Genomic DNA, 20217 nt, shown 5'->3' with positions numbered 1-20217 from the left:
CTCGACGGAACGGAACGAACTACCCGTGGAGCCGTTCGTTCTCCGGATCGAACAGCGGTTCGCTCCCGACCGCCTCGACGGTGACCGGGTACTGCTCGCCGAAGTACAGCACCTGCAGCTGCTCGCCTTCGGTTGCGTACTCCGCCGGAAGGTACGACAGCAGGAGGTGTTTTCCGACCGACGGCCCGGTTTCCGCGCTCGTCACGTACGAACGGCGTCCCTGCTCGTCGACGAGGACGTCACCGTTCTCGTCGAGGATCGGTTCGCCGCCGAGCATGAACCGCTTCTCCCCGCCGTTCGGGGCGTGATCGTCGACCGAAAGGGTACAGAGTGTCGCCGCCTGGTCGCTCTCGAGAGCTTCTGCGTACGCCTCTTTGCCGATGAAGTCCGCGTCCTTCACGCCGTGGAACGCGAGGTCCGCCTCGATTACGTCGTACTCGCGGCGCAGTTCGTGGCCGTATGCGCGGTAGTTCTTCTCGATCCGACCGGTGTTTGCGTACACTTCCGTTCCGACCGGGCGGAGGTCGTGCTTCTGGCCGGCCTCCATCAGTTCGTCCCAGGTGCGGGCGCCCTGTTCCATCGGAACGTAGATCTCCCAGCCGAGTTCGCCCACGTAGGAGACGCGGATCGCCCACCCCTCCACGGGGCCGATCGTCACCTTCTGTGCACCGTACGCCGGGAACGCCTCGTCCGACATGTCCTCCTCTGCTGCGTCCTGGAGGATCCCTCGCGCGTTCGGACCCCAGACGCCCATCGTCGCCATCGACGAGGATCTGTCGGACAGCGACACCGCTTCGTCGTCACGCAGGTGACGACTGAGCCACTGGTAGTCGGGACCGACCCGTGTTCCGCCCGTGATGAGCCGGAAGTGGTCCCGGCCGAGACGCGCAATTGTGACGTCGGATCTGGCAGCGGCGTCCGAATCGAGCAGGGGCGTGTACGTCGTCTTCCCGGGCTCGAAGTCCATCGGCGCAACCGCCATCCGTTCGAGGAACGACCTGGCGTCCTCGCCTTCGACGTCGATGATGCCGAAGCCGATGTTTCCGACGATCCCGGCCGCGTTGCGGAGATGCAGATGTTCGGCCAGAATGATTGGCGACCACCACTCGGAATCCCAGTCGTTGGGCCGCCGCAGCCCCTCGATGTCGTCGCGATACCGGTCGAGGAGGTCTTCGTTCGATTCATACCAGGCGGGACGCTCCCAGCCGGCGGTTTCGTGGAACTGTGCGTCGAGTTCCTCCTGGCGGTCGTGGAACGGGGCCCGACGGACGTCCCGACCGCGGTCCCACTGTTCTTTGGGGTGGTTGATCCCGTAATGGCGCGTGAATCCCTCGTAGGCGCGCTCCTTGACGAACTCCTTGCCCCGGCCGTAGCCGTCGAACCGGGCGACGTTGATCGAGTGGAGGTCCGTCTCCATCGCACCCCATCCCTCGGTCATCCACCGGGCCATCTCCTTGGTGATCCCCGGGGCCAGCCGGATCCAGATCGCGGCACACGACCAGAGGCCGTCCACGTCGTTGACCGGGCCGACGACCGGTCCTTCGTCGGGTGTAAGCGAGATCAGACCGTCGATCGCGTGACGGACTCCGGCGTCGGGATCGTCGAGGACGTCCGGCATGATTTCGAGGGCGTGTTCGAACGAGTCTTCGAACGCGTCCTCGGTGAACGGCAACTGGGTCGGGGAGAGCGGGGCCTCGTCGATCGACGGGATCTCGTCGACGTCGTAAAGCAGCGGCCGGTGTTCGTACGAACCGACCTCCATGTCGTTCCCGTGGGGTCGCTCGTACATCCGTGTGTCCATGTCTCGGACGACCGGATAGTTGATCTCCCCGTCGTCCTCGGCGAGTTTGTCGATCGGACCGACGCTTATCATCTGGTGAGCGACCGGGTACAGCGGGATCCGTGTGCCCGCCATCTCGGCGAGCTTGGGGCTCCAGACGCCGGCGGCGACGACGACCTCTCCGGTGACTTCGACGGTTCCGCGATCGGTTTCGACGGCGGTGACTTCGCCGTCGTCGACGTGGATGTCGAGCACTTCAGTGTTCGCCGAGACCGTGAGGGCGTCCATGTCCTTCGCGCGCTCGCGATACACTTCTCCGAACCGAAGCGGGTCACACGTTCCCGCGTCGGGCGTGTACATTCCCCCCTCGATGACGTCCTCGTTGATGTAGGGGACCCGCTGTTTGACCTCCTGTGCCTCCAGCATCTCCGCGTTGGTTCCGAACGCCTGGGCGGACTGCGCTCGGCGACGGAGGTCCTCCATCCGGCGTTCGGTCCGGGCAACCTCGATGCCGCCGCTGTTCTCGAAGACTCCGACCTCGTCGAACTGCTCGATCGAGTCGTGGGTGAGTTCGGTCATCTCCGAGTTGTGCTCGATCGGCATGATGAAGTTCGACGCGTGTCCCGTCGACCCGCCGGGGTCCGGCAGCGGTCCCTTGTCGATCTGCAGCATGTCGGTTTTCCCCCGCTCGGCCAGGTGATACACGAGACTGTTGCCGACGATACCGGCGCCGATAATGACCGTTTCGGCGCTTTCGGGGAAATCTTCGTCCGTCATCGGCAGGTTACGCCCCTCCCGTAGACGGCGTTCCGTCGGCTCCGATCGTCGGACTTCCTCGGGTACAGTACGCGCTCGCATCGCTATGGCACAGGATTGCTGCCATGTGTGGGCCATCAACGTAGCCGTATTAAAATGTACCGGCGCCGGCTACCGAGCCCTCCTTTCGTCGGTGATTTCCGAGCGATCCGTGATGCCTCTCGATCCCTCGCCTCGCCTTCGTCAGAACCTCTCTCGGAACAGCTCGCGCTAACTGCCGTCCCTGCCGATACTGCGGCCGTCGATGGATGCGACGATCACTGTTTCTTCATAAAGAACAACTTCCGTGGGTCGGTTTCGTCCGTAATCCCTCGATCTCCGGAATAAATTACACTCATAGTGTTGTAATTCTCGCCCCCGATCGGCGGGTGGATCCGTGATTTCACGATAGTAAACAGCCGCTAGAGAAACAGCGGGTCGAGAACCGTCGGTTTCCCCCGGACTCTCCCCCGAGAAACGTTTCTCGCCGAGTGCTGGTGATGGTCAGATATAGTTTCTTATAAGGAAACAACTTCGGGCCCCGGGTCGGTGCTTTCTGTGCTGTACCCCCGTCAACTAGCCTCGCCGTACGACGGTCGCTTCCCGGCAGAAGTACTGGGACGACCAGAACGATTAAGTCACGGCCGGGGAATCCCTCGGCCACGGGGTACTCGAGATGGTAGAGAACCAACTCACCGCCGTACAGTTCGGTGTCGGTCCGATCGGGGAACGCATCGTGCGCGCGGCGCAGAGACGTGGTGTACAGTTCGTTGGGGCGGTCGACATCGATCCCGAGAAGGTCGGTCGCGACCTGGGTGACGTCTGCGAACCCGGCGACGAGATCGGCGCCGAAGTCACGGACGACATCGAGGAGGCGCTCGGGAACGATCCGGACGTCGTCTTCCACTCGACTGTGTCGGCGGCGCCGCCGGCCACATCCCAGATCGAACCCGTTCTCGAAGCCGGGTACGACGTCGTCACGACCTGTGAGGAGCTCGCGTATCCCTGGCGGGACCATGCCAAGGAGGCAAAGACCCTCGATGCAACCGCACGCGAACACGGAAGCACCTGCCTCGGAACCGGTGTGAATCCCGGCTTCGCGATGGACGCGATGCCGGCAGTGCTGTCGACGCCGATGGAGTCGGTAGAGTCGGTCCGTGTCGAACGGGTACAGGACGCCGGAAGCCGTCGGGAGCCGCTCCAGCGCAAGGTCGGCGCGGGGACGACCGTCGCGGAGTTCGAGGCCGAGATCGCGACCGAGGCCGGACACGTCGGCTCCGCGGAGTCGGCGGCGATGCTCGGCGCCGCCCTCGGGTGGGAGCTCGAAGAGATCTCCGAAACGATCGATCCCGTGGTCGCGGACGAACGGCTCGAAACCGACTACCTGACCGTCGAGGAGGGGGAGGTCGCCGGCGTCCACCAGGTCACCCACGGCTACGTCGACGGCGACCCGCGGATCACGCTCGATCTGAAGATGGCGGTCGGACTCGAGGCCCGCGACACCGTCGACTTCGAGAGCGATCCGGACGTAACGATCGAGGTCGACGGTGGATACCACGGAGACGTCGCCACGTCGGCAGTCGTTGCCAACTGCGCACCGCGGGTCGTCGGCGCCGATCCGGGACTAGCGACGATGCTCGATCTCCCGATGCCGTCGTTCGTTCGTTCGGTTTGAGGGGAAATACGGTCGACGACGAGGGAGGGCGCACCGCGTATAAACCGTTGAGATGTTCGACCTGGTACTATTGGGGTTGACGGACAATCTCGCGATCGTCGATCGAACGCCCGGACCGTGACAGTCGCTGATGCCCGGTCGGTTTCGGGTCGTTCGCGTGGAACACCCCGGTCGCCGAACCTGCCCTTATTAAACCTATCTCTCATATTGAACAATTTTTAAATATGATGGTTATGTAACCCCGTATTGCAATGGCATCACACACGTCGAGACGGAGCTTCATCAAACAGTCGGGTGCGGTCGCCAGCGTCGCCGCGTTCGGGGGGATCGCCGGCTGTCTCGGGGACGATGACTCCGTGGCGATCAGTTCGAAGCGGTTCACAGAACAGCGCGTCCTCGGATATCTCGCGTACGAGCTTCTCGGAGAGAACCTGGACGTCGAGGTCGAGGACGAAACTGGGCTCGGAGGGACTGTTCCGAACTTCGAGGCGCTTCGAGAGAACGAGGTGGACCTGTACTGGGAGTACACGGGGACGGCCTGGCTCACGCTCCCACCACAGCAGGAGGAGGTTATCGCCGATCCGGAGGAACTCCACCAGGAGGTTCAAGAGGAGTTCGAGGCGGAGCACGGCATCGCCGTTCTCGAACGGTCGCCACTCAACAACACGTACGTGATCACGGCGCGTCCGGGGTGGTACGAGGAAACCGGGATCGACACCCTGAGTGAACTCGCCGCGTACGCCAACGACGGCAACGCCGCAGACCTCGATCCCGTGTTGGGTCCGGAGTTTCAGGAACGCGACGACGGGTGGGCGGGGCTGCTCGAGTATTACGACTTCGAGGAAGACGCGATCGAAACCGTCAATGACCACGTCCAGACGGTTGACGAGGACATCGTGTATCAGGCCCTGGACCAAAACGAGGGGAACGTCGGGATGGGGTTCAACACCGATCCCCGCATCCTGATGTTCGATCTCCACGTGTTCGAGGACGACGAGCTGTTCTTCCCGACGTACAACGCTGTTCCGATGGTCCACGGGGAGACACTCGAGGCAAACCCGGAGATCGCGGATCTCCTCAATGACCTCTCGCCGGAGCTCACGAACGAACGGATCAGGGAACTGAACGCGGAGGTCGCGATCGAAGAGCGCAACGCACAGAACGTCGCTCGGGAGTTCCTCGAGGAAGAAGGGTACATCTAACCGATGTTTACGTCGGTACTGCACGGCGTCTTCGTCGCCTACCTGGAGTTCCTCGTCGAGAACTCCGATCGCCTCACAGTGGCGACGATCGAACACATCGAAATAATCGTCTTCGCCATCGCGATGGCGGTCCCGATCGGGGTCACACTCGGGTTCCTCATCACGTACGACCGCCGACTCGCCACCGTGGTCATCTGGCTCGCCGGCATCATGATGACGATCCCGAGCATCGCCCTGTTCGGGCTGTTGATCCCGTACTTCGGGATCGGATCGCGACCGGTCATCGTCGCGCTCGTCCTTTACTCGCAGCTGCCGGTCATCCGGAACACGTACGTCGGGCTCAACGACGTCGATCCGGCGGCACTCGAGGCCGGGAAAGCGATGGGAATGACGACCCCACAACTCCTCAGAAAGGTACAGCTGCCGATCGCACTGCCGGTCATCATGGCTGGCGTCCGGAACGCCGTCGTCATCCTCATCGGAATCGCGGCGATCGGCGCGTTCGTCGGTGCCGGCGGGCTCGGGGACCTCATTTTCGACGGGATCTCCTACGCCCACACCGAGATGATCGTCGTCACAACGGTCGTCCTGTCGCTTCTCGCGTTGGCGTTCGACTACGCGTTCGGGGTTAGCGAGCAGATCTTCCGTCTCAACAACGGCGAAGAGATCGAACCATCGGTGGCTACCCGATTCATTCAGCGAGCCCTATCATGATTACGTTCGAAAACGTCACCAAGGAGTATTCCGACGGGACAGTCGCCATCGAAGACATCTCGTTTACTGTCGAAGAGGGGACGACGACAGTCCTCGTCGGGCCGTCCGGGTGTGGGAAGACGACGACGATGAAGCTCGTCAACCGGCTGGAGGACCCGACGGAGGGGACAGTGTACCGGGACGAGACTCCGCTTTCGGAGTTCGACCCGATCGATCTCCGGCGAAACACCGGCTACGTCATCCAGGAGATCGGGCTGTTCGACCACATGTCGGTCGAAGACAACATCGCCACCGTCCCACGACTGACAGGATGGGACGAGTCCGAGATCGAAGATCGGGTGGCCGAACTTCTGGATCTTATGGACATGCCGCCAGGGGAGTACCGCCACCAGTATCCGACCGAACTCTCGGGAGGACAGCGCCAGCGTGTCGGCGTCGCCCGCGCGCTCGCGTCCGACCCGGACGTGTTGCTCATGGACGAGCCGTTCGGTGCACTCGACCCGATCACGCGGGAGAACCTCCAGGACGAGTTCCTCTCGATCCAGGAGGAGCTGGAGACCACCATCCTGTTTGTCACCCACAGCATCGACGAGGCGCTGAAGATGGGCGACCGGATCGCGATCTTCGACGTCGGGGAAGTCGTCCAGTACGACACACCACAGGAGATCCTCGACAACCCGAAAAACGAGTTCGTCGAGAACTTCATCGGTTCGGACCGTCCACTCAAGAAGTTGAGCGTCACGCGGGTTCGCGAGATCATGTCTTCCGACGGGGACATCCAGTCTGCGGAGGTCGACACTAGTGTGGATGGGGAAGGGAGGATGGCTGTCGCCCCGGATGACACTGCACTCGCCGCGCTGTCGAAACTCGTCGAAAGCGGGCGGGATCAGCTTCCAGTCCACGAAGAGGATACTGTCGTGGGTACGGTTTCCTGGGAGAACGTGTACAGTATTCAGGGCGACGCCCGTGATCGGGTATGAGCACGTTCGTCGAAAGCCTCTATTACCTCGTAGAGAACGTCGACGAGGTGCTGTTTCTGCTCCGCCAGCATCTCGCGCTGGTCGCGTTGGCGGAGGGGGCAGCACTCGCGTTCGCTCTCCCGATGTCGATTTTTGCAGTGCGCAACGACCGATTCCGGTCGATCCTCCTCGGGTTCGGCAACACCGCACAGACTGTCCCGACGCTCGCTATCCTGGCGCTGGTGTTGCCGTTTCTCGGGCTCGGCTTCTGGCCGTCGATCGTCGGGCTGTGGGCGTACGCCATCCTTCCGATCATCATCAACACGATCAAAGGTGTCGAAAACGTCGACGAGAACACGATCGAGGCGGCTCGCGGCATGGGGATGACCGACTGGGAGATCCTCAGGTCGGTTCAGTTGCCATTGGCATTACCAGTCATCTTTGCGGGGATACGTACCAGCATCGTGCTCACCATCGGTACCGCCTACCTCGCCGTTTTCATCGGCGGTGGAGGACTCGGACTGATGGTGGTAAACGGCATCCAGACCTACGACATGGCACGGGTGATGGCCGGCGCTATTCCGGGGGCGCTGCTGGCGATCAGCGCCGATCTCGTGCTGGCTCGCATCGAAGGACATCTCGGCGGTGAAGGCGGCGTCAGGGACGCGTCCGTCGCGACCTGACTGCTCCCGATTCGGTCACCGCCGTCGTCGACTGTTACTCCTTCTCTCGGCGGGTTTCTGCGACCGGGTTCCGTTCTCGGGCGCGTTCGAGCTCCGTCCCCATTATCTGGGCGACTGCAGCGCCTTCCTCCGGTCCGGTCTCCTCGACGATGCTCCCGTCGGGGCCAGCGATCAGCGAGTGCCCCGCGTGATCTCGGCCGCGCTGGGTCCCGGTGTGGTTCGAGGCGACCACATAACAGTTCCCGTCGAACGCTCTCGCCCGGGCGAGCAGCTGCCAGTCGTCGAGGTACTCCGTCCGCCAGGCTGCACTCACCGCGAGCAGGTCACAGCCTGCGTGTGCGTACGGGAGCTCGGCCTCCGGAAAGTTGAGATCATAACACGTCAGATACCCCAGCGTTCCGGCGGGGGTCTCCGTCACGAGCGGTTCCTCGCCGACCGAGAAGACGGTCGCTTCCTCGCCCCACAGGAACCGTTTCCGATACACCCCCTCGACGCCGTCCGGAGTAACGTACGCGAGTGAATTGTACACCGTCTCCTCGGAGTTTCTGCTACGTTCGGGAACGCCGACTACCATCGACGTGTCGTGTGATGCGGCGATCTCGACGAGCGGCTTCGTGAGGGGCCCCGGTACCGGCGCTGCGATCTCCCGTGCGGTGTCGAGATCATACCCCGAAACACAGAGTTCGGGAAAGACGGAAAGCGTCACGTCCCCGGGGAGCACCTCTATGGCACTTGCAACGCGGTTTCGGTTTGCGTCGACGTCGCCGACGACAGGCTCGAACCCGCAGGCTGCAACGCGCGGTGGAGTCGTCATGATTTCACATTCGAGCCCCCGGCAAAAACGGTTTCTCCGGAGAAACAGTTATACGGTGTGGCTCGTAGTGCTAGACAATGACGCACCAGTTGACGACGGAGGACGTTCCACGCCATCATCGACTGTCAGATGATGGGGTAAAAGAGATACACAACAAATCAATTACTATTCTCGAGGAGACCGGAATCGAGGTCTCGCACGGAGAGATCCGGGAGCTGTTAGCGGACGCCGGCTGTGACGTCGACGGGGAGATAGTTCGGTTCCCACGGGAACTCGTAGAAGAGTCGGTCGACCGGGCGCCGTCGTCGTTCACGCTCCACGGGAGGGGGGACGATCGCGAGGTGGAAGTCGGGGGAGACGACCGTGTGATCCTGCCTGCCGGGAGCGCGCCCAACGTCGTCAAATACGACGAAGACAGGCGACCGTCGACGATCGACGACTACGAGGAGCTGTTGAAGCTGGCTCACATGGCGGAGGTGACCGACCTCAGCGGCGGGATGCTCTGTGAGCCAAACGACGTCGACCAGTCTGTAAAGCATCTCGAGACAATAAAAAGACATATACTGTATTCTGACAAACCGTTCAAAGGATCCTCGTGGGGTGCCGACCGAGCCAGGGCGTCGATCGAGATGGCAGGCATCGCCAACGAGGATCCCGACGTCGAACGGCCGTATCTCATTACCGTCGTGAACAGCGTCTCCCCGCGGATGTGGGACACGAAGATGTGTGAAGGGCTCTACGAGTACGCCAGCCACGAACAGCCGGTGATCCTCGCTCCGGCGGTGATGGCGGCAGCGTCCGGTCCGGCGACCCTGCCGGGTGCGATGGCGCTTGCGAACGCGGAGATCCTCTCGGGGGTGACGATCGCACAGCAGATCTCCCCGGGAACGCCCGTCGTCTACGGGCTCCCGAGTTCGAACGTGGACGTCCGGTACGGCGCGTTCAGCATCGGCAGCCCGGAGGGTGCACTGTTCGTCTCCTTTGCCGGGCAGATGGCGGATCACTACGGCGTCCCTTCTCGGGCCGGCGGCGGCCTCACCGACTCGAAGACGCTGGATGACCAGGCCGGCACCGAAGCGATGTTCCAGCTGTCGACGACGTTTTTCAGCGGAATCGACTTCGTCTACCACGGTGCGGGCATCCTCGACTCCTACTCGACGGTCTCGCCGGAGAAGTTCGTGCTCGACTGTGACCGGATTCGGTATCTAACGCGGTACGAGGAGGGGTACGAGATCACCGACGACTCGTTCGCGCTGGATCTCATCGAGGAGGTGGAGCCGGGCGGTCACTTCCTCAACAAGCGTCACACGCTCACACACTCCCGCTCGGAGTTTCTCATTCCCGAGGTGTACGACCGGAAGTCGTACGACACCTGGGCGGAGAACGGAAAGAAAAGCTCCTACGAACGCGCCCACGAACGGGTCGGCGAGCTGCTTGCGGAGTACGAACGCCCGACGATCGATTCCGACGTCCAATCGGAGCTGCTTGCGTACGTCGACGAGAAGCGAACCGAGATCCTCGAGGGCGAATGACTGTATTCCACACATCGCCGGCCGGCTGATCAACTCCGACTATGCTCACAGCCGAACTCTCCGTGCGGTACACCGGAAACTGGACCGAAGAGCTTGCCGACTACGACGCGTTCGGGGAGTTCCTCGCGTCGACGTTTCGGAACCGAGAGTACATCGGGTTGTTCTCTTTGGAATCCTCACAGCTGTCCGAGGCGGTTTCAGTGATCCGGAACCACCGGCGAACGTCGGCTGTGGACGTGATCGAACGGTACACTCCCGGCACCGGGGAACGGTCGGTTGCAACCCTGTTCATCCGCAGCGAACTGGGGGAGTTCACGCCGCTTCAGAGTCTGCTTTACGAGGGATTCCTTCCAGTGGGACCGACTGTTCTCGAGGGGGGGAGAGAACGGTTCACCCTGCTCGTTTCTGACCGTGAGGAACTGTCTAACGCGGTCGAACTGCTCGAGGAATTCGGGGACGTGACCCTCGAGAGGGTCTCCGAAGAGTTCTCTCGGGAGGTCACACCGAGCGCTGCCGGGTGGCAGGAGCTACTCGGCTCGGTCCCGCCCCGCCGTCTCGAGGTGCTCAACACCGCCGTCGAGGGCGGATACTACGAGATCCCGCGGGGGGTAACGCTCGAAGAGATCGCCGAGGAAGCCGGGATCACCAAGACCACCGCATCGAATCACCTCAGAAAGGCCGAACGACAGATGGTATCGTTCCTGCTTCCGTATCTCAATCTGGCTGCGGACGGCCCGCGTTGAGTCTCTGTCTCTTTTTGGTTTTCCCGACTCCCGATAAAAACGGTTCGCTATGTTCGGGGACACGACCTTACCGCTGTCGGCCGAACGTACACCCGATGAACACGGTCTACATTTCCGTTCCGGGCCATCCGAACTGGGCCCGTGACGTCGCAGACATCGCGCTCGACATCGAACCGTCCGAGGAGACCGAAGTTGTCATCCTCTACGTGTTCGAGGGTGACGACCTCGAATCGACCCGTGCGAACCTGAACATCCCGGAGTCGGAGGCGCCGTACTCTCTCGACGAACTCGCAACTCGCAAGTCCGGCGTGAAAGCGATCGAGTCCGCCATCGAGGACAGTCCGGTTGTGACCCGCGTACGGGGGATAAAAGCGGGGAACAAACCCGGAAAGGAAATCGCCTCACTCGCAGCGAAGGACAGCGCCGATCGGATCTACCTCTTCAGCCGTCAGCGGAGCCCGGCCGGCAAAGCCGTGTTCGGGAGCCGCCCCGGCGAAGTGCTTTCACACGCCAGCTGCCCCGTCGTGGTCGTTCCCTTCAACGGGCGATAGACCGACGCGGTCGTTCCCTTCAACGGACGATAGACCGACGCGGTCGGTAGCCCTTCGATTCCTTCGGCCGTATGGTGGGGAAACGTAGTATACTAATAAATACACGATTTGTTAAGTGTGGGGAATATTATACTATGTGGGTGCGATCACTTTTCAAGAATTCAAACGTCCGTATGACGGCTTATCGTATCTTATATACGTTTTCGGCAGCGGCAGGTCCGTTTCGATCTATTTCTCCATCTGCTGTACAAACCGGTTAAAATCTGTGAGCGGGAACTTCTCTGGACAACCGGCGCAACTGCTCTTCGGTGGTTCCTTCCTCACACATATGTGTCTTATAACGTACTATTATGCAGAGATATCACTTTCTTCTTCGTCGGCTGTCTTCCGTATTCAAATTTTCCTACTCCAGTTCCCGTTCGATGACTGCCCGCTTTTCGGCGATCTCGCCGGCGGAGAGTTCGATCGTTTCCCCGTCCACGGACAGCGAGAAGCGACCGTCGTCGGTACACGCCCCCAGCGACTCCACCGGAACGGCGTCCCCGACAGCGTCCCGGACTGCGTTTTCGTCGGTCGTCTCGACGACGAGCCGTCCGGGTGTCTCCTCGAACGCCGCGATTCGATCCGGGAGCGAGACGTCGACGCCCGCCTCTTCGGTCACCATCTCCGCGAGCGTGACGACGAGTCCGCCGTGGCTCACGTCGTGGGCCGCCACCGTCGACTCCAGGGACGCGACCCACGCCAGCGAATCCACGGCGGCGGCCGGATCCGCCGGTAGCGTCGGGAACCGATCGCTCCCGCCACACCGGACGAGATACTCGGAGCCGCCGAGGCAGTCGGACCCCTCGCCGACGACGAGCAGCTCCGTGTCCGTCCGACCCGATAGTTCGATTCCGGGAGCGTCGTAGCCGCGTTTCGTTCCGATCACCGCGAGCGTCGGCGTCGGGGGCACCGGACCTGCTGTCGAGTCGTTGTACAGTGAGACGTTGCCGCCGACGACCGGCACGTCGAGCCCGGCACAGGCGTCGGCGAGTCCGTCGACGACCGCGGCGAACGCGCCGTACACGTCCGGTTTTTCGGGATTGCCGCCGTTCAGGCAGTCAACCGCCGCGAGGGGCCGGGCGCCGACAGCCGCGAGGTTTGCGGCGTTCTCGATGGCGATCGCCCGGGCACCGTCGTACGGCGCCACGCTCGTCCAGTTGGGGTTGGCGCCCGCCGAGATCGCGAGCCCCACGCCGTCGCCGACGTTCGCCTCGGGTTCGGGGGCGAGTTCCCTGAGTGCGAGCACCGCCGCGTCCGCGCCGGGCCCCACTGCCGTTCGGACGCCGACCTCGTGGTCGTACTGTCGGTACACCCACCGCTTGCTTGCGGTCGTCGGGCTCGAAACGACTGCTTCGACTGCCGCCTCCAGCGAGACGTCCGGAAGCTCCTGGGAGGGTGTTTCGGGCTCGGTCATCGGGAGGTCGTTCATCGGAGCGCCGTCGGCGAGGAACTCTGCCGGCACGTCGACGACGGTGTCCCGCGTTGCGTCCTCGTCCTCGCTGCCCGCTTCGTCGGCGAACGTGCACACGTAGTTCCCGTCGGTCACCTCCCCGATGACCGAACAGCCCAGATCGAACCGCTCGGCGAGCTCGCGCACCCGCCCGACGTCTTCGGGGCGGACCTCGTAGCACATCCGCTCTTGGGACTCGGCGAGCAGGATCTCGAGGGGTCGCATGTTCGGCTCCCGCTGGTGGACCCGTTCGAGCTGGATGTGGGCGCCGAGTTCCCCCTTTGCAACCATCTCCGAGGAGGCGCCGCCCAGCCCCGCCGCGCCCAAGTCGCGGGCCGAGATGACGAGCTCCTCCTCGATGAGTTCCTCGTTGCATTCGATGAGCCGCTTTTCGGCGTACGGATCCCCGACCTGCACCGCGGGGCGATCCTCCGTCTGTGCGTCCTCTCCGAGGTCTTCGGAGGCGAACGACGCCCCGCCGAGCCCGTCGCGGCCGGTTGCGTTCCCCACCAGAACGAGCGCGTTTCCCGGCTGTTGCGCCTCTGCGGTGACAACCCGGTCGGCGTCGGTCAGGCCGACGCAGGCGACGTTGACGAGCGGGTTCCCCTCGTAGCCGTCGTGAAAGTCGACGCTGCCGGCGACCGTCGGGACGCCGATACAGTTTCCGTAGTGGCTGATCCCCTCGACGACGCCTTCGAAGAGATATCGGGAGTGGTCTCGATCGAACGAGCCGAAGTAGAGGCTGTCCGCCAGCGCGATCGGATACGCCCCCATACTCATCGTGTCGCGGACGATCCCGCCGACCCCGGTCGCGGCGCCGTCGAACGGATCGACGTAGGAGGGGTGGTTGTGGCTCTCGATGCCGAACGTGAGGTACGTGTCCGTGTAGTCGTGCTCGTCCCGCTCGCCCGGGGGAAGACGGGACGCCTCCGGCTTCGGCACCGCGACGACTGCGGCGTCGTCTCCCGGGCCGACGACTACTTGCGGTCCCTCGCTTTCGAACGCGCCCAGGAGCGGTCGGGAGGAGCGATACGCGCAGTGTTCGCTCCAGAGGTTCTCGAAAAGCGCCGCCTCGACAGGTGTCGGCTCCCGGTCGAGTTCGGCGGTGATGCGCTCGTGATCCGAATCGGAGAGACTCATCCACTTATATGGTCAGATAGAGCGGATTAATGCTTTTCTATATGCACGAACGTGGTGTCCCTCGACGCAGGGACGACGGATCGGCAGATGCTACCGTGATCCTTTTTAAGTCCACACTCGTAGCTGCGGCCGTGTTATCGGTCGAGTTACACGCGCACTCGTCGCTGTCTCACGACGGGCGGGATCCGGTGGAACTCCTCCTCGGGCAGGCGGCGGCCGTCGGACTCGACGCGCTCGCCGTCACCGACCACGACGAAATCGACGCGAGCCTCGAGGCCGCCGAGCTGGCGCCGGAGTACGGGCTCGTCGGTATTCCGGCCATGGAGGTTACCTGCGCGGTGGGCCACGTCCTCGCGCTGGGTGTCGAGGAGCTCGTTCCCGCGGGGCTTCCGTACGACGAGACGCTCGACCGGATCCGTAAACAGGGCGGGATCGCCGTGATTCCCCACCCGTTTCAGAAGTCGCGTCACGGGGTCGCCCCCCACGTCACCGACGACCAGCTCGCGAGCGCCGACGCGATCGAGGTGTACAACTCCCGGCTGCTCACCGGCCGGGCCAACCGGAAGGCCGAACGCTTCGCCCGGGCTCGCGGGCTTTCGATGACTGCCGGCAGCGACGCGCACATCTCCGAGATGGTCGGTCAGGCGGTCACCGACGTCGATGCCGACGCCCGAACCTCCGGGGCGATCCTCGAGGCGATCGCGGCGGGACGAACGAGCGTCGTCGGGAAGCGCACACCCTGGCACATCAGCTTCCGGCAGGCAGCAGGCGGGGCGAAGCGTCGGATTTACCGTCGGGTGGACGAACTGCTCGAGACCGCACGCGGGTGATCCGGATGGGTGCTGTTCTGCCGTGACACGACCCGACGTCTGTGGTGCGGATCCGTCGATCGTTCGGCGAACCATCGCGGATCGCGAGCCGCTTCCCGGATCCCGTTCCGGGTATCCGGCGTCGCTTGCGGGCTTTGCGGGGCGGCTCGATGGAACCCTGTTCCGGGACGTTCTCGGCCGCGAACCGCTGTTCCTGGAGGGGCAGACGACCTCGGAGACGTCGGGGACAGACGGATCGGACACTGGCCCGCCTGCCGTCGACTGGGCGTTCGAGCCGGGACCGCTGGACGACCCGGTGTTGTTCCCCGCCGGTGTCACGTGGTCGCCGGAACGCGACGGGGGATGGGCGAACCGGACACGGCGATGGCGCCTCCCGAGGCCGTCGCCGGAGGCGTCCGGTGCCGCACTCGACCGGCTTCGAGGGGCGCTGGCTCCCGCACTCGGGATCGAGCGGCCCGACGGTGAGGGATCGAACCGGAAAGAGTCGTCTTCGGACGACGTCGCCGTCGCCTTCTCGGGCGGGGTCGACTCGGCGCTCGTGGCGGCGGGCCACCCGGACGCCCCGCTGTATGTCGTCGGGTTCGAGGGATGTCACGACGTCGCCGCTGCGCGGGAGGCGGCTGACGCCATGGGCCGGTCGGGGGACCTGCGAGTGATCGAACTCACACACGAAACGCTCCGGCGTGCGGTCCCCCGCGTCGTCTCCGCGACTGGGCGGACGAACGCGATGGACGTCGCCATAGCGATCCCGCTTTCGATCGTCGCCGAACGCGCGGCGGCCGACGGCTACGGGACGCTCGCGGTCGGCCAGGGGGCCGACGAGCTGTTCGGCGGCTACGCGAAGGTCGTCGACCCGGCCGACGATCACCGGGTCGAGGCGGAGTCGGTTCGGGGGGCGGTCCGGGAGGTGATCGCGACGCTTCCGGAGCAGCTGGCCCGGGACGTAACGGCGATTCGGGCGGCCGGCGTCGACGTCGCCGCCCCGTTCCTCCAGGACCGGGTTGTCGAGGCGGCGCTCCGACTGCCTCCGGAGCTGCTCGTCGATGGCGGGATCCGGAAGGTTGCACTCCGCCGATTCGCCGACGAAACCGACGTCGTTCCGCGATCGGTCTGGACTGCAGAGAAGAAGGCGCTCCAGTATGGAACCTACGTCTCCCGGGAGCTGGATCGACTCGCGAGGCGGGCCGGATTCAAGCGGCGCATGGATCGCCACGTCGACCGATACGTCGAGTCGCTCCTCGAGGACGGGGCATAGCCTCGGCGATCGCGCCAGATGTCGTACTCTTCAAACGTTCGATCGTCGCGCGGGCGACGGAAACAGTGCGTCGACGTCGGGTGACTCCTCACACAGCGCGTACACTCCGTCGTCGTTCCGGTCGACGACGCCGGCCCGCTGGAGGTGATCGAGGTGGGCGGAGGCCTCCCCGGGCCCATGGAGGATGTGGATGTTCTCGAGGTCGCCGAACAGCCGCGCCGACACCGTCCAGACGTCGGCCGGACCCTCCTCTTCGAGGCTGTCGACGACTCGCTGCGTCCGGCGGCGGTGGTGTTCGAGGATCGTCGCCGCACGGGCGGGGGGATCGTCGATCGGGTATCGGTGGCCCGGCCACGCCCGGTTCCAGCCCCGCTCGACGATCGAATCCAGGCTCTCGACGTACGTTCCCAGCGGATCCTCGACGCGCGTGTCGGCACCGCCGACGTTCGGGGTGTACTCCGGCAGGATGACGTCGCCGACGAACGCCTCACGTCCTGGGGGACGATCGGCACGTTCCGACAGTCGATCTTCCTCGGCCTCGAACTCGTAGGCCACGCTTCCGGCCGTATGCCCCGGAAGGTGGACCACCGAAAGCTCCGTTCCGTTCACCACGAACGTCTCCCCGTCGGAGATCGGTGTGGTGTCGACCGGCTCGCCGCGGAGGTCCTCCATCACGTTTCCGAGAAACGCCTGGAGCTCCGCTCTCGGCTCTTCTGGCATCCCCCAGTCGTCGAACTGGGCTCGCTGTGCCGCGGGATCCTCGAGCAGCGATCGCTGACTGCCGTCGATCAGCGGCGCGTCGGCCTCGTGGATCCGGACGGTCGCGCCGGACGCCGCCTGGATCTCGCCCGCGAGCCCGGAGTGGTCCGGGTGCCAGTGAGTGAGGAAGATCTCGTCGACGTCGCCAAACGAGATGCCCAGCTCCGCCAACCCCGACTGCAGTTCCTCCCGCACGGACGGCAGCGAGACGCCCGTGTCGATCAACGCCGTGGTATCGCCGTCGAACAGGTAGACGTCGTTTTCGCCCTCGAACACCGTGTTTCCGAGCTGTATTCGCTGCACGTTTTCGGATCGGACGGGAACGAATATGAACGTACGGAAAGCCCGGGCGGATCCCTCGTGGATTTCAGTACTGATATTTAGAGAGTCACGTTGAAACGGGGCGGCTCGTTATTCGATTGCAGACAATGTCGGCGGACTTCTACGATCTGCTGGAGGTGGACGAGGACGCCGACGACGAGGAGTTGAAACGCGCGTACCGACGGGCAGTCCGCCGATACCACCCCGACGTCAACGACAGGGAGAACGCGGACGCACAGTTCAAGGTCGTAAAACGCGCCTACGAGACGCTCTCGAATCCGAAAGAGCGGGCACGCTACGACCGGCTCGGTCATCGATCGTACGTCCGAGAACAGCTCGGCGGGCTTCCAACCACGGTCGTGTCGACGGTCGACGACGGGTCGGACAGTTCGGACTCTTCGGGAACGGATCCGACGCCCGCTGCGACCGAGACGACCGCACGATCTGCCGGATCGTCCGGCGGCGCCGGCCGATGGGACGGTTCCGCCTCGAGCGGGACAAACTCGGCAGGGAGCAGCACGGGCCGAAGCGGTTCGAGGGAGGAATCGCGCTCTTCGACCGGCAGCGGTACAACCTCCAGCGGTGCAACCTCCAGCGGTGCAACCTCCAGCGGTGCAACCTCCAGCGGTGCAACCTCCAGCGGTGCAACCTCCAGCGGTGCAACCTCCAGTGGCGCCACGTCGACGGGTTCGGGTACCGGTCGGTCGACGGCGACGGGTTCGACGGCGACGGGTTCGACGGCGACGGGTTCGACGGCGACAGACACCACTGCTGGGAGAACCACCTCTGGGTCGAGCGCTGCCGAAAACAGTTCTACTACCGGAACCGCGACGGGAACGTCCGGTTCGGCGTCATCGAAGGCGGAAGGGAGTTCGACGGGCGTCGGTACGACCGACCCGCGAACGAACGGAACGACGACTGCATCGGAGCAGGGTGCCGCCGATGAGGATCCGTCGACGACGACCGACGTGCGCGAGAGTACCGGCGTCGACGCTCATCGGGTAGGCCTCCGCCGCGGGTTGTACGCGTCACTCGTCGGGCTCGTTGTCTATCTCGCGGGGCTTTCCGCGTATCTCTCCGCCAACGCGGGCACTCTCGCCACGCTGGCCGACGAGGTGTCAGCTACACCCCAGGAGACGGTGTTCGCGAGCGCCGGCTTCATTGATCCGATCGTGTACGTTCTGGCGTCACCGGACGCTGTCACCGGGATCGCGTTCGCGGTCGGGGTCGTTCTCCTTCCGGTGACAGTCGGTACTACGGTTCTTCGGTTCGGTCGTGGTGCCGCTCGCCTGTACGGGGTCGCAGCACTCTTGCCCGCGGTGTGGCTCCTGCTCGCGAGCGATCTCCCGTTCGCGGTGGCGGGCGTCCCCGTGCCCGGGGTGTTGGCCGAGGGCGTCCCGGTCGCGGTGACGGCGCTTTTGCTCGTCGTGATTCCGGTCGGGGCGGTCGTCGCCTTCCTCGTCGACGTTGGGAGATATCTCCGGGCCGGATAGCAGTAGGACTCGACTGCGTTCGTCGTGACACGGATCCTCCCGACCGGACGGCCGGGAGGGCGACCTGAAACGGTCGATTGACTGACCAAGCCACTGGAGCACTAGTCCGTGTCGGCGCGACTGTTTCGCGCCATTCGTGTCGTAGGACGATATTAAGTTTATCTCTTCTTTCGTGCCAACATTCACCGGCGGTTGCTAATAATCTGTTCGAATATTACTTTATTTGGGTAAAACCCGAACGAACGACTACTAATAAGTGTTCAAAATCGATGTCGATGAACGGATGTCACCTGACGTAATACGGGTCTCCACCGGGAAGGAACCGGCCGAGATCGGACTCTCGCCTGTAGTCGGTTGCCTGCAGTACCACGAGCGCTTCGACGAGTCTGTCGGCGTCGTCGTCGCTCCAGTCTGTGGGGTCCTTGATCGGCACGACGAGGAAGCCGGAGCCGTGGAGCTCACTCGCGTGAAGCCGATCCATCTCCCGTGCGCGCTCCGGATCCCTCGCGGTGTAGGTTTCGAGCACGTGTTCGGTTGCGCGTTCGCCGACCGGAAGCAGTACGTGGGCGGCAATCGCCCGCAGTTCCGCGTCGAAGAACCGTTCCATGTCGGCGTAGGACTTCGGGGTCGGCGGTTCGACGTCGGGGACACAGCTGTGGAGATACGAGAAAAACGTCGACGCCACCCGGGGCCGTTCGGGATCATCGTCGACCAGGAGGCCGGCGTCGACGAGCGCCGCGAGGAACGATGCCGACCACGGGGCCCCAGTGAACGGAACACCCGTCTCGATGCCGCCGTGGACGCCGGGATGGTCACCGACGACGTGAAAGTCGGCGTTCGCGTCGCCGTACCCCGGAACGTAGCGATCGCACGGGGGAGTCATTCCGAACGGGTTTCGCCGCCTGTCCGTGACGTTCCTCACAGTTCGATCCCGGAGGGAATGAGACTCTCGCGTCGAAGCAGGTTCCCGTCGGCGTCGTACACGAGGAACGTGCCCTTCTCGTACTCGACGAGTGGGTTCCCCTCGTAATCGATCTCGATGCGGTACTGGCCGTCCGAGCCGTCGGAACGCCCGTACTCGCGTGCGGCGCGGATGAACTGGAGTACATCCCCGGCCGTGGCGTTGAGTTCGAAGACGAAGTCGCCGGTGAGCCTGTTCGTCACGCTCACCACGCCCTCGGCGTCGGGGTCGTCCTCGTGGGGTTCGAGCAGCCGGAAGGAGACGTCGACGTTCTCGGCCTCGAGAAGCTCCCCGTCGTCCTCGTCGACGTCGGCGAGTTGACCTTCGAGCAGCTCTTCGGGCCCGTGGAAGTCGATCCGAACGAACGGCTTTTGCGGCTCGCCGCCCTTCCGGATCCAGTCGACGTTTCGGACGTCCAGTTCGAAGTAGTCACGCCGCATTTCCTGTCCGTCCGTTGGGAACGGGACGGTATGAACTTGACGCCCGCACCGTCTCCGGCACGTCGATCCTGCGCCCGA

General features: G+C 63.9%; 18 protein-coding genes. 12 read left to right on the top strand and 6 right to left on the bottom strand.

The window, feature by feature from the left end:
- Positions 1 to 19 precede the first annotated feature (19 nt).
- Complete coding sequence (locus tag RH858_RS02265; protein ID WP_259533634.1) at positions 20 to 2557, bottom strand: FAD-dependent oxidoreductase; 2538 nt, start codon at positions 2555 to 2557, stop codon at positions 20 to 22.
- Between the two features lie 694 nt (positions 2558 to 3251).
- Between RH858_RS02265 and RH858_RS02260 the strand changes: the two genes are divergently transcribed.
- The 5 genes from RH858_RS02260 (at position 3252) to RH858_RS02240 (ending at position 7808) form a co-directional block, all read left to right on the top strand.
- The gene (locus RH858_RS02260) at positions 3252 to 4250 is read left to right on the top strand and encodes a hypothetical protein (protein ID WP_259533633.1); all 999 of its coding nucleotides are present in this window, start codon (positions 3252 to 3254) and stop codon (positions 4248 to 4250) included.
- 251 nt (positions 4251 to 4501) lie between these two features.
- Positions 4502 to 5452: a glycine betaine ABC transporter substrate-binding protein gene (locus tag RH858_RS02255; RefSeq protein ID WP_259533632.1), complete on the top strand. Its 951-nt coding sequence runs from the start codon at positions 4502 to 4504 to the stop codon at positions 5450 to 5452.
- 3 nt (positions 5453 to 5455) lie between these two features.
- The gene (locus RH858_RS02250; RefSeq protein ID WP_259533631.1) at positions 5456 to 6166 is read left to right on the top strand and encodes an ABC transporter permease; all 711 of its coding nucleotides are present in this window, start codon (positions 5456 to 5458) and stop codon (positions 6164 to 6166) included.
- Complete coding sequence (locus RH858_RS02245) at positions 6163 to 7146, top strand: ABC transporter ATP-binding protein (protein ID WP_310561052.1); 984 nt, start codon at positions 6163 to 6165, stop codon at positions 7144 to 7146. Before RH858_RS02250 ends, RH858_RS02245 begins: the two co-directional genes overlap by 4 nt.
- Positions 7143 to 7808 carry an ABC transporter permease gene (locus RH858_RS02240; protein WP_259533629.1) on the top strand — a complete coding sequence of 222 codons (666 nt, stop codon included), beginning with the start codon at positions 7143 to 7145 and terminating at the stop codon, positions 7806 to 7808. The genes RH858_RS02245 and RH858_RS02240 overlap by 4 nt, the downstream gene beginning before the upstream one ends.
- A gap of 34 nt (positions 7809 to 7842) precedes the next feature.
- Here RH858_RS02240 and RH858_RS02235 read toward each other — a convergent pair whose 3' ends face one another.
- A complete protein-coding gene (locus tag RH858_RS02235; RefSeq protein ID WP_259533628.1) occupies positions 7843 to 8622 on the bottom strand; it encodes a carbon-nitrogen hydrolase family protein in 780 nt (259 codons plus the stop codon).
- 77 nt (positions 8623 to 8699) lie between these two features.
- Here RH858_RS02235 and RH858_RS02230 point away from each other — a divergent pair, with 77 nt between their 5' ends.
- From RH858_RS02230 to RH858_RS02220, 3 genes are all read left to right on the top strand, one after another.
- Positions 8700 to 10154 (top strand): trimethylamine methyltransferase family protein, encoded by a 1455-nt coding sequence (locus RH858_RS02230; RefSeq protein WP_259533626.1) that lies wholly within the window; start codon positions 8700 to 8702, stop codon positions 10152 to 10154.
- 41 nt (positions 10155 to 10195) lie between these two features.
- Entirely contained in the window at positions 10196 to 10897 is a 702-nt protein-coding gene (locus RH858_RS02225; protein WP_259533624.1) for a helix-turn-helix domain-containing protein, read from the top strand.
- 95 nt (positions 10898 to 10992) lie between these two features.
- A complete protein-coding gene (locus RH858_RS02220; RefSeq protein ID WP_259533623.1) occupies positions 10993 to 11448 on the top strand; it encodes a universal stress protein in 456 nt (151 codons plus the stop codon).
- A 403-nt stretch (positions 11449 to 11851) separates the two neighbouring features.
- Here the strand turns inward: RH858_RS02220 and purL are convergent, their stop codons facing one another.
- The gene (gene purL, locus RH858_RS02215; protein ID WP_310561051.1) at positions 11852 to 14080 is read right to left on the bottom strand and encodes a phosphoribosylformylglycinamidine synthase subunit PurL; all 2229 of its coding nucleotides are present in this window, start codon (positions 14078 to 14080) and stop codon (positions 11852 to 11854) included.
- Between the two features lie 131 nt (positions 14081 to 14211).
- On the opposite strand from purL, the gene RH858_RS02210 reads away from it, so the two are divergent.
- Both RH858_RS02210 and RH858_RS02205 read left to right on the top strand, forming a co-directional pair.
- Complete coding sequence (locus RH858_RS02210; RefSeq protein ID WP_259533621.1) at positions 14212 to 14910, top strand: PHP domain-containing protein; 699 nt, start codon at positions 14212 to 14214, stop codon at positions 14908 to 14910.
- A gap of 22 nt (positions 14911 to 14932) precedes the next feature.
- Positions 14933 to 16165, top strand: coding sequence for an asparagine synthase-related protein (locus tag RH858_RS02205; protein WP_310561050.1), 1233 nt, complete (start codon positions 14933 to 14935; stop codon positions 16163 to 16165).
- Positions 16166 to 16195: 30 nt separating this feature from the next.
- On the opposite strand, the gene RH858_RS02200 is transcribed toward RH858_RS02205, so the two are convergent.
- Positions 16196 to 17227 (bottom strand): MBL fold metallo-hydrolase, encoded by a 1032-nt coding sequence (locus RH858_RS02200; protein ID WP_310561049.1) that lies wholly within the window; start codon positions 17225 to 17227, stop codon positions 16196 to 16198.
- A gap of 490 nt (positions 17228 to 17717) precedes the next feature.
- Between RH858_RS02200 and RH858_RS02195 the strand changes: the two genes are divergently transcribed.
- Both RH858_RS02195 and RH858_RS02190 read left to right on the top strand, forming a co-directional pair.
- A complete protein-coding gene (locus RH858_RS02195; protein WP_310561048.1) occupies positions 17718 to 18191 on the top strand; it encodes a pentapeptide repeat-containing protein in 474 nt (157 codons plus the stop codon).
- Positions 18192 to 18213: 22 nt separating this feature from the next.
- Entirely contained in the window at positions 18214 to 18738 is a 525-nt protein-coding gene (locus tag RH858_RS02190) for a hypothetical protein (protein WP_259533615.1), read from the top strand.
- 286 nt (positions 18739 to 19024) lie between these two features.
- Here the strand turns inward: RH858_RS02190 and RH858_RS02185 are convergent, their stop codons facing one another.
- Together RH858_RS02185 and RH858_RS02180 are read right to left on the bottom strand one after the other, a co-directional pair.
- On the bottom strand, positions 19025 to 19660 hold the full coding sequence (locus tag RH858_RS02185; RefSeq protein WP_259533614.1) for a uracil-DNA glycosylase family protein: 636 nt from the start codon (positions 19658 to 19660) through the stop codon (positions 19025 to 19027).
- Positions 19657 to 20139, bottom strand: a complete 483-nt coding sequence (locus RH858_RS02180; protein WP_259533613.1) for a DUF5793 family protein — start codon at positions 20137 to 20139, stop codon at positions 19657 to 19659. The genes RH858_RS02185 and RH858_RS02180 overlap by 4 nt, the downstream gene beginning before the upstream one ends.
- Positions 20140 to 20217: the final 78 nt, after the last annotated feature.

The organism is Halalkaliarchaeum sp. AArc-GB (assembly GCF_031432225.1).
Taxonomy (GTDB): domain Archaea; phylum Halobacteriota; class Halobacteria; order Halobacteriales; family Haloferacaceae; genus Halalkaliarchaeum.
Note: the sequence above shows the minus strand (reverse complement) of the source record. Positions and strands in the feature narration are given on the sequence as shown.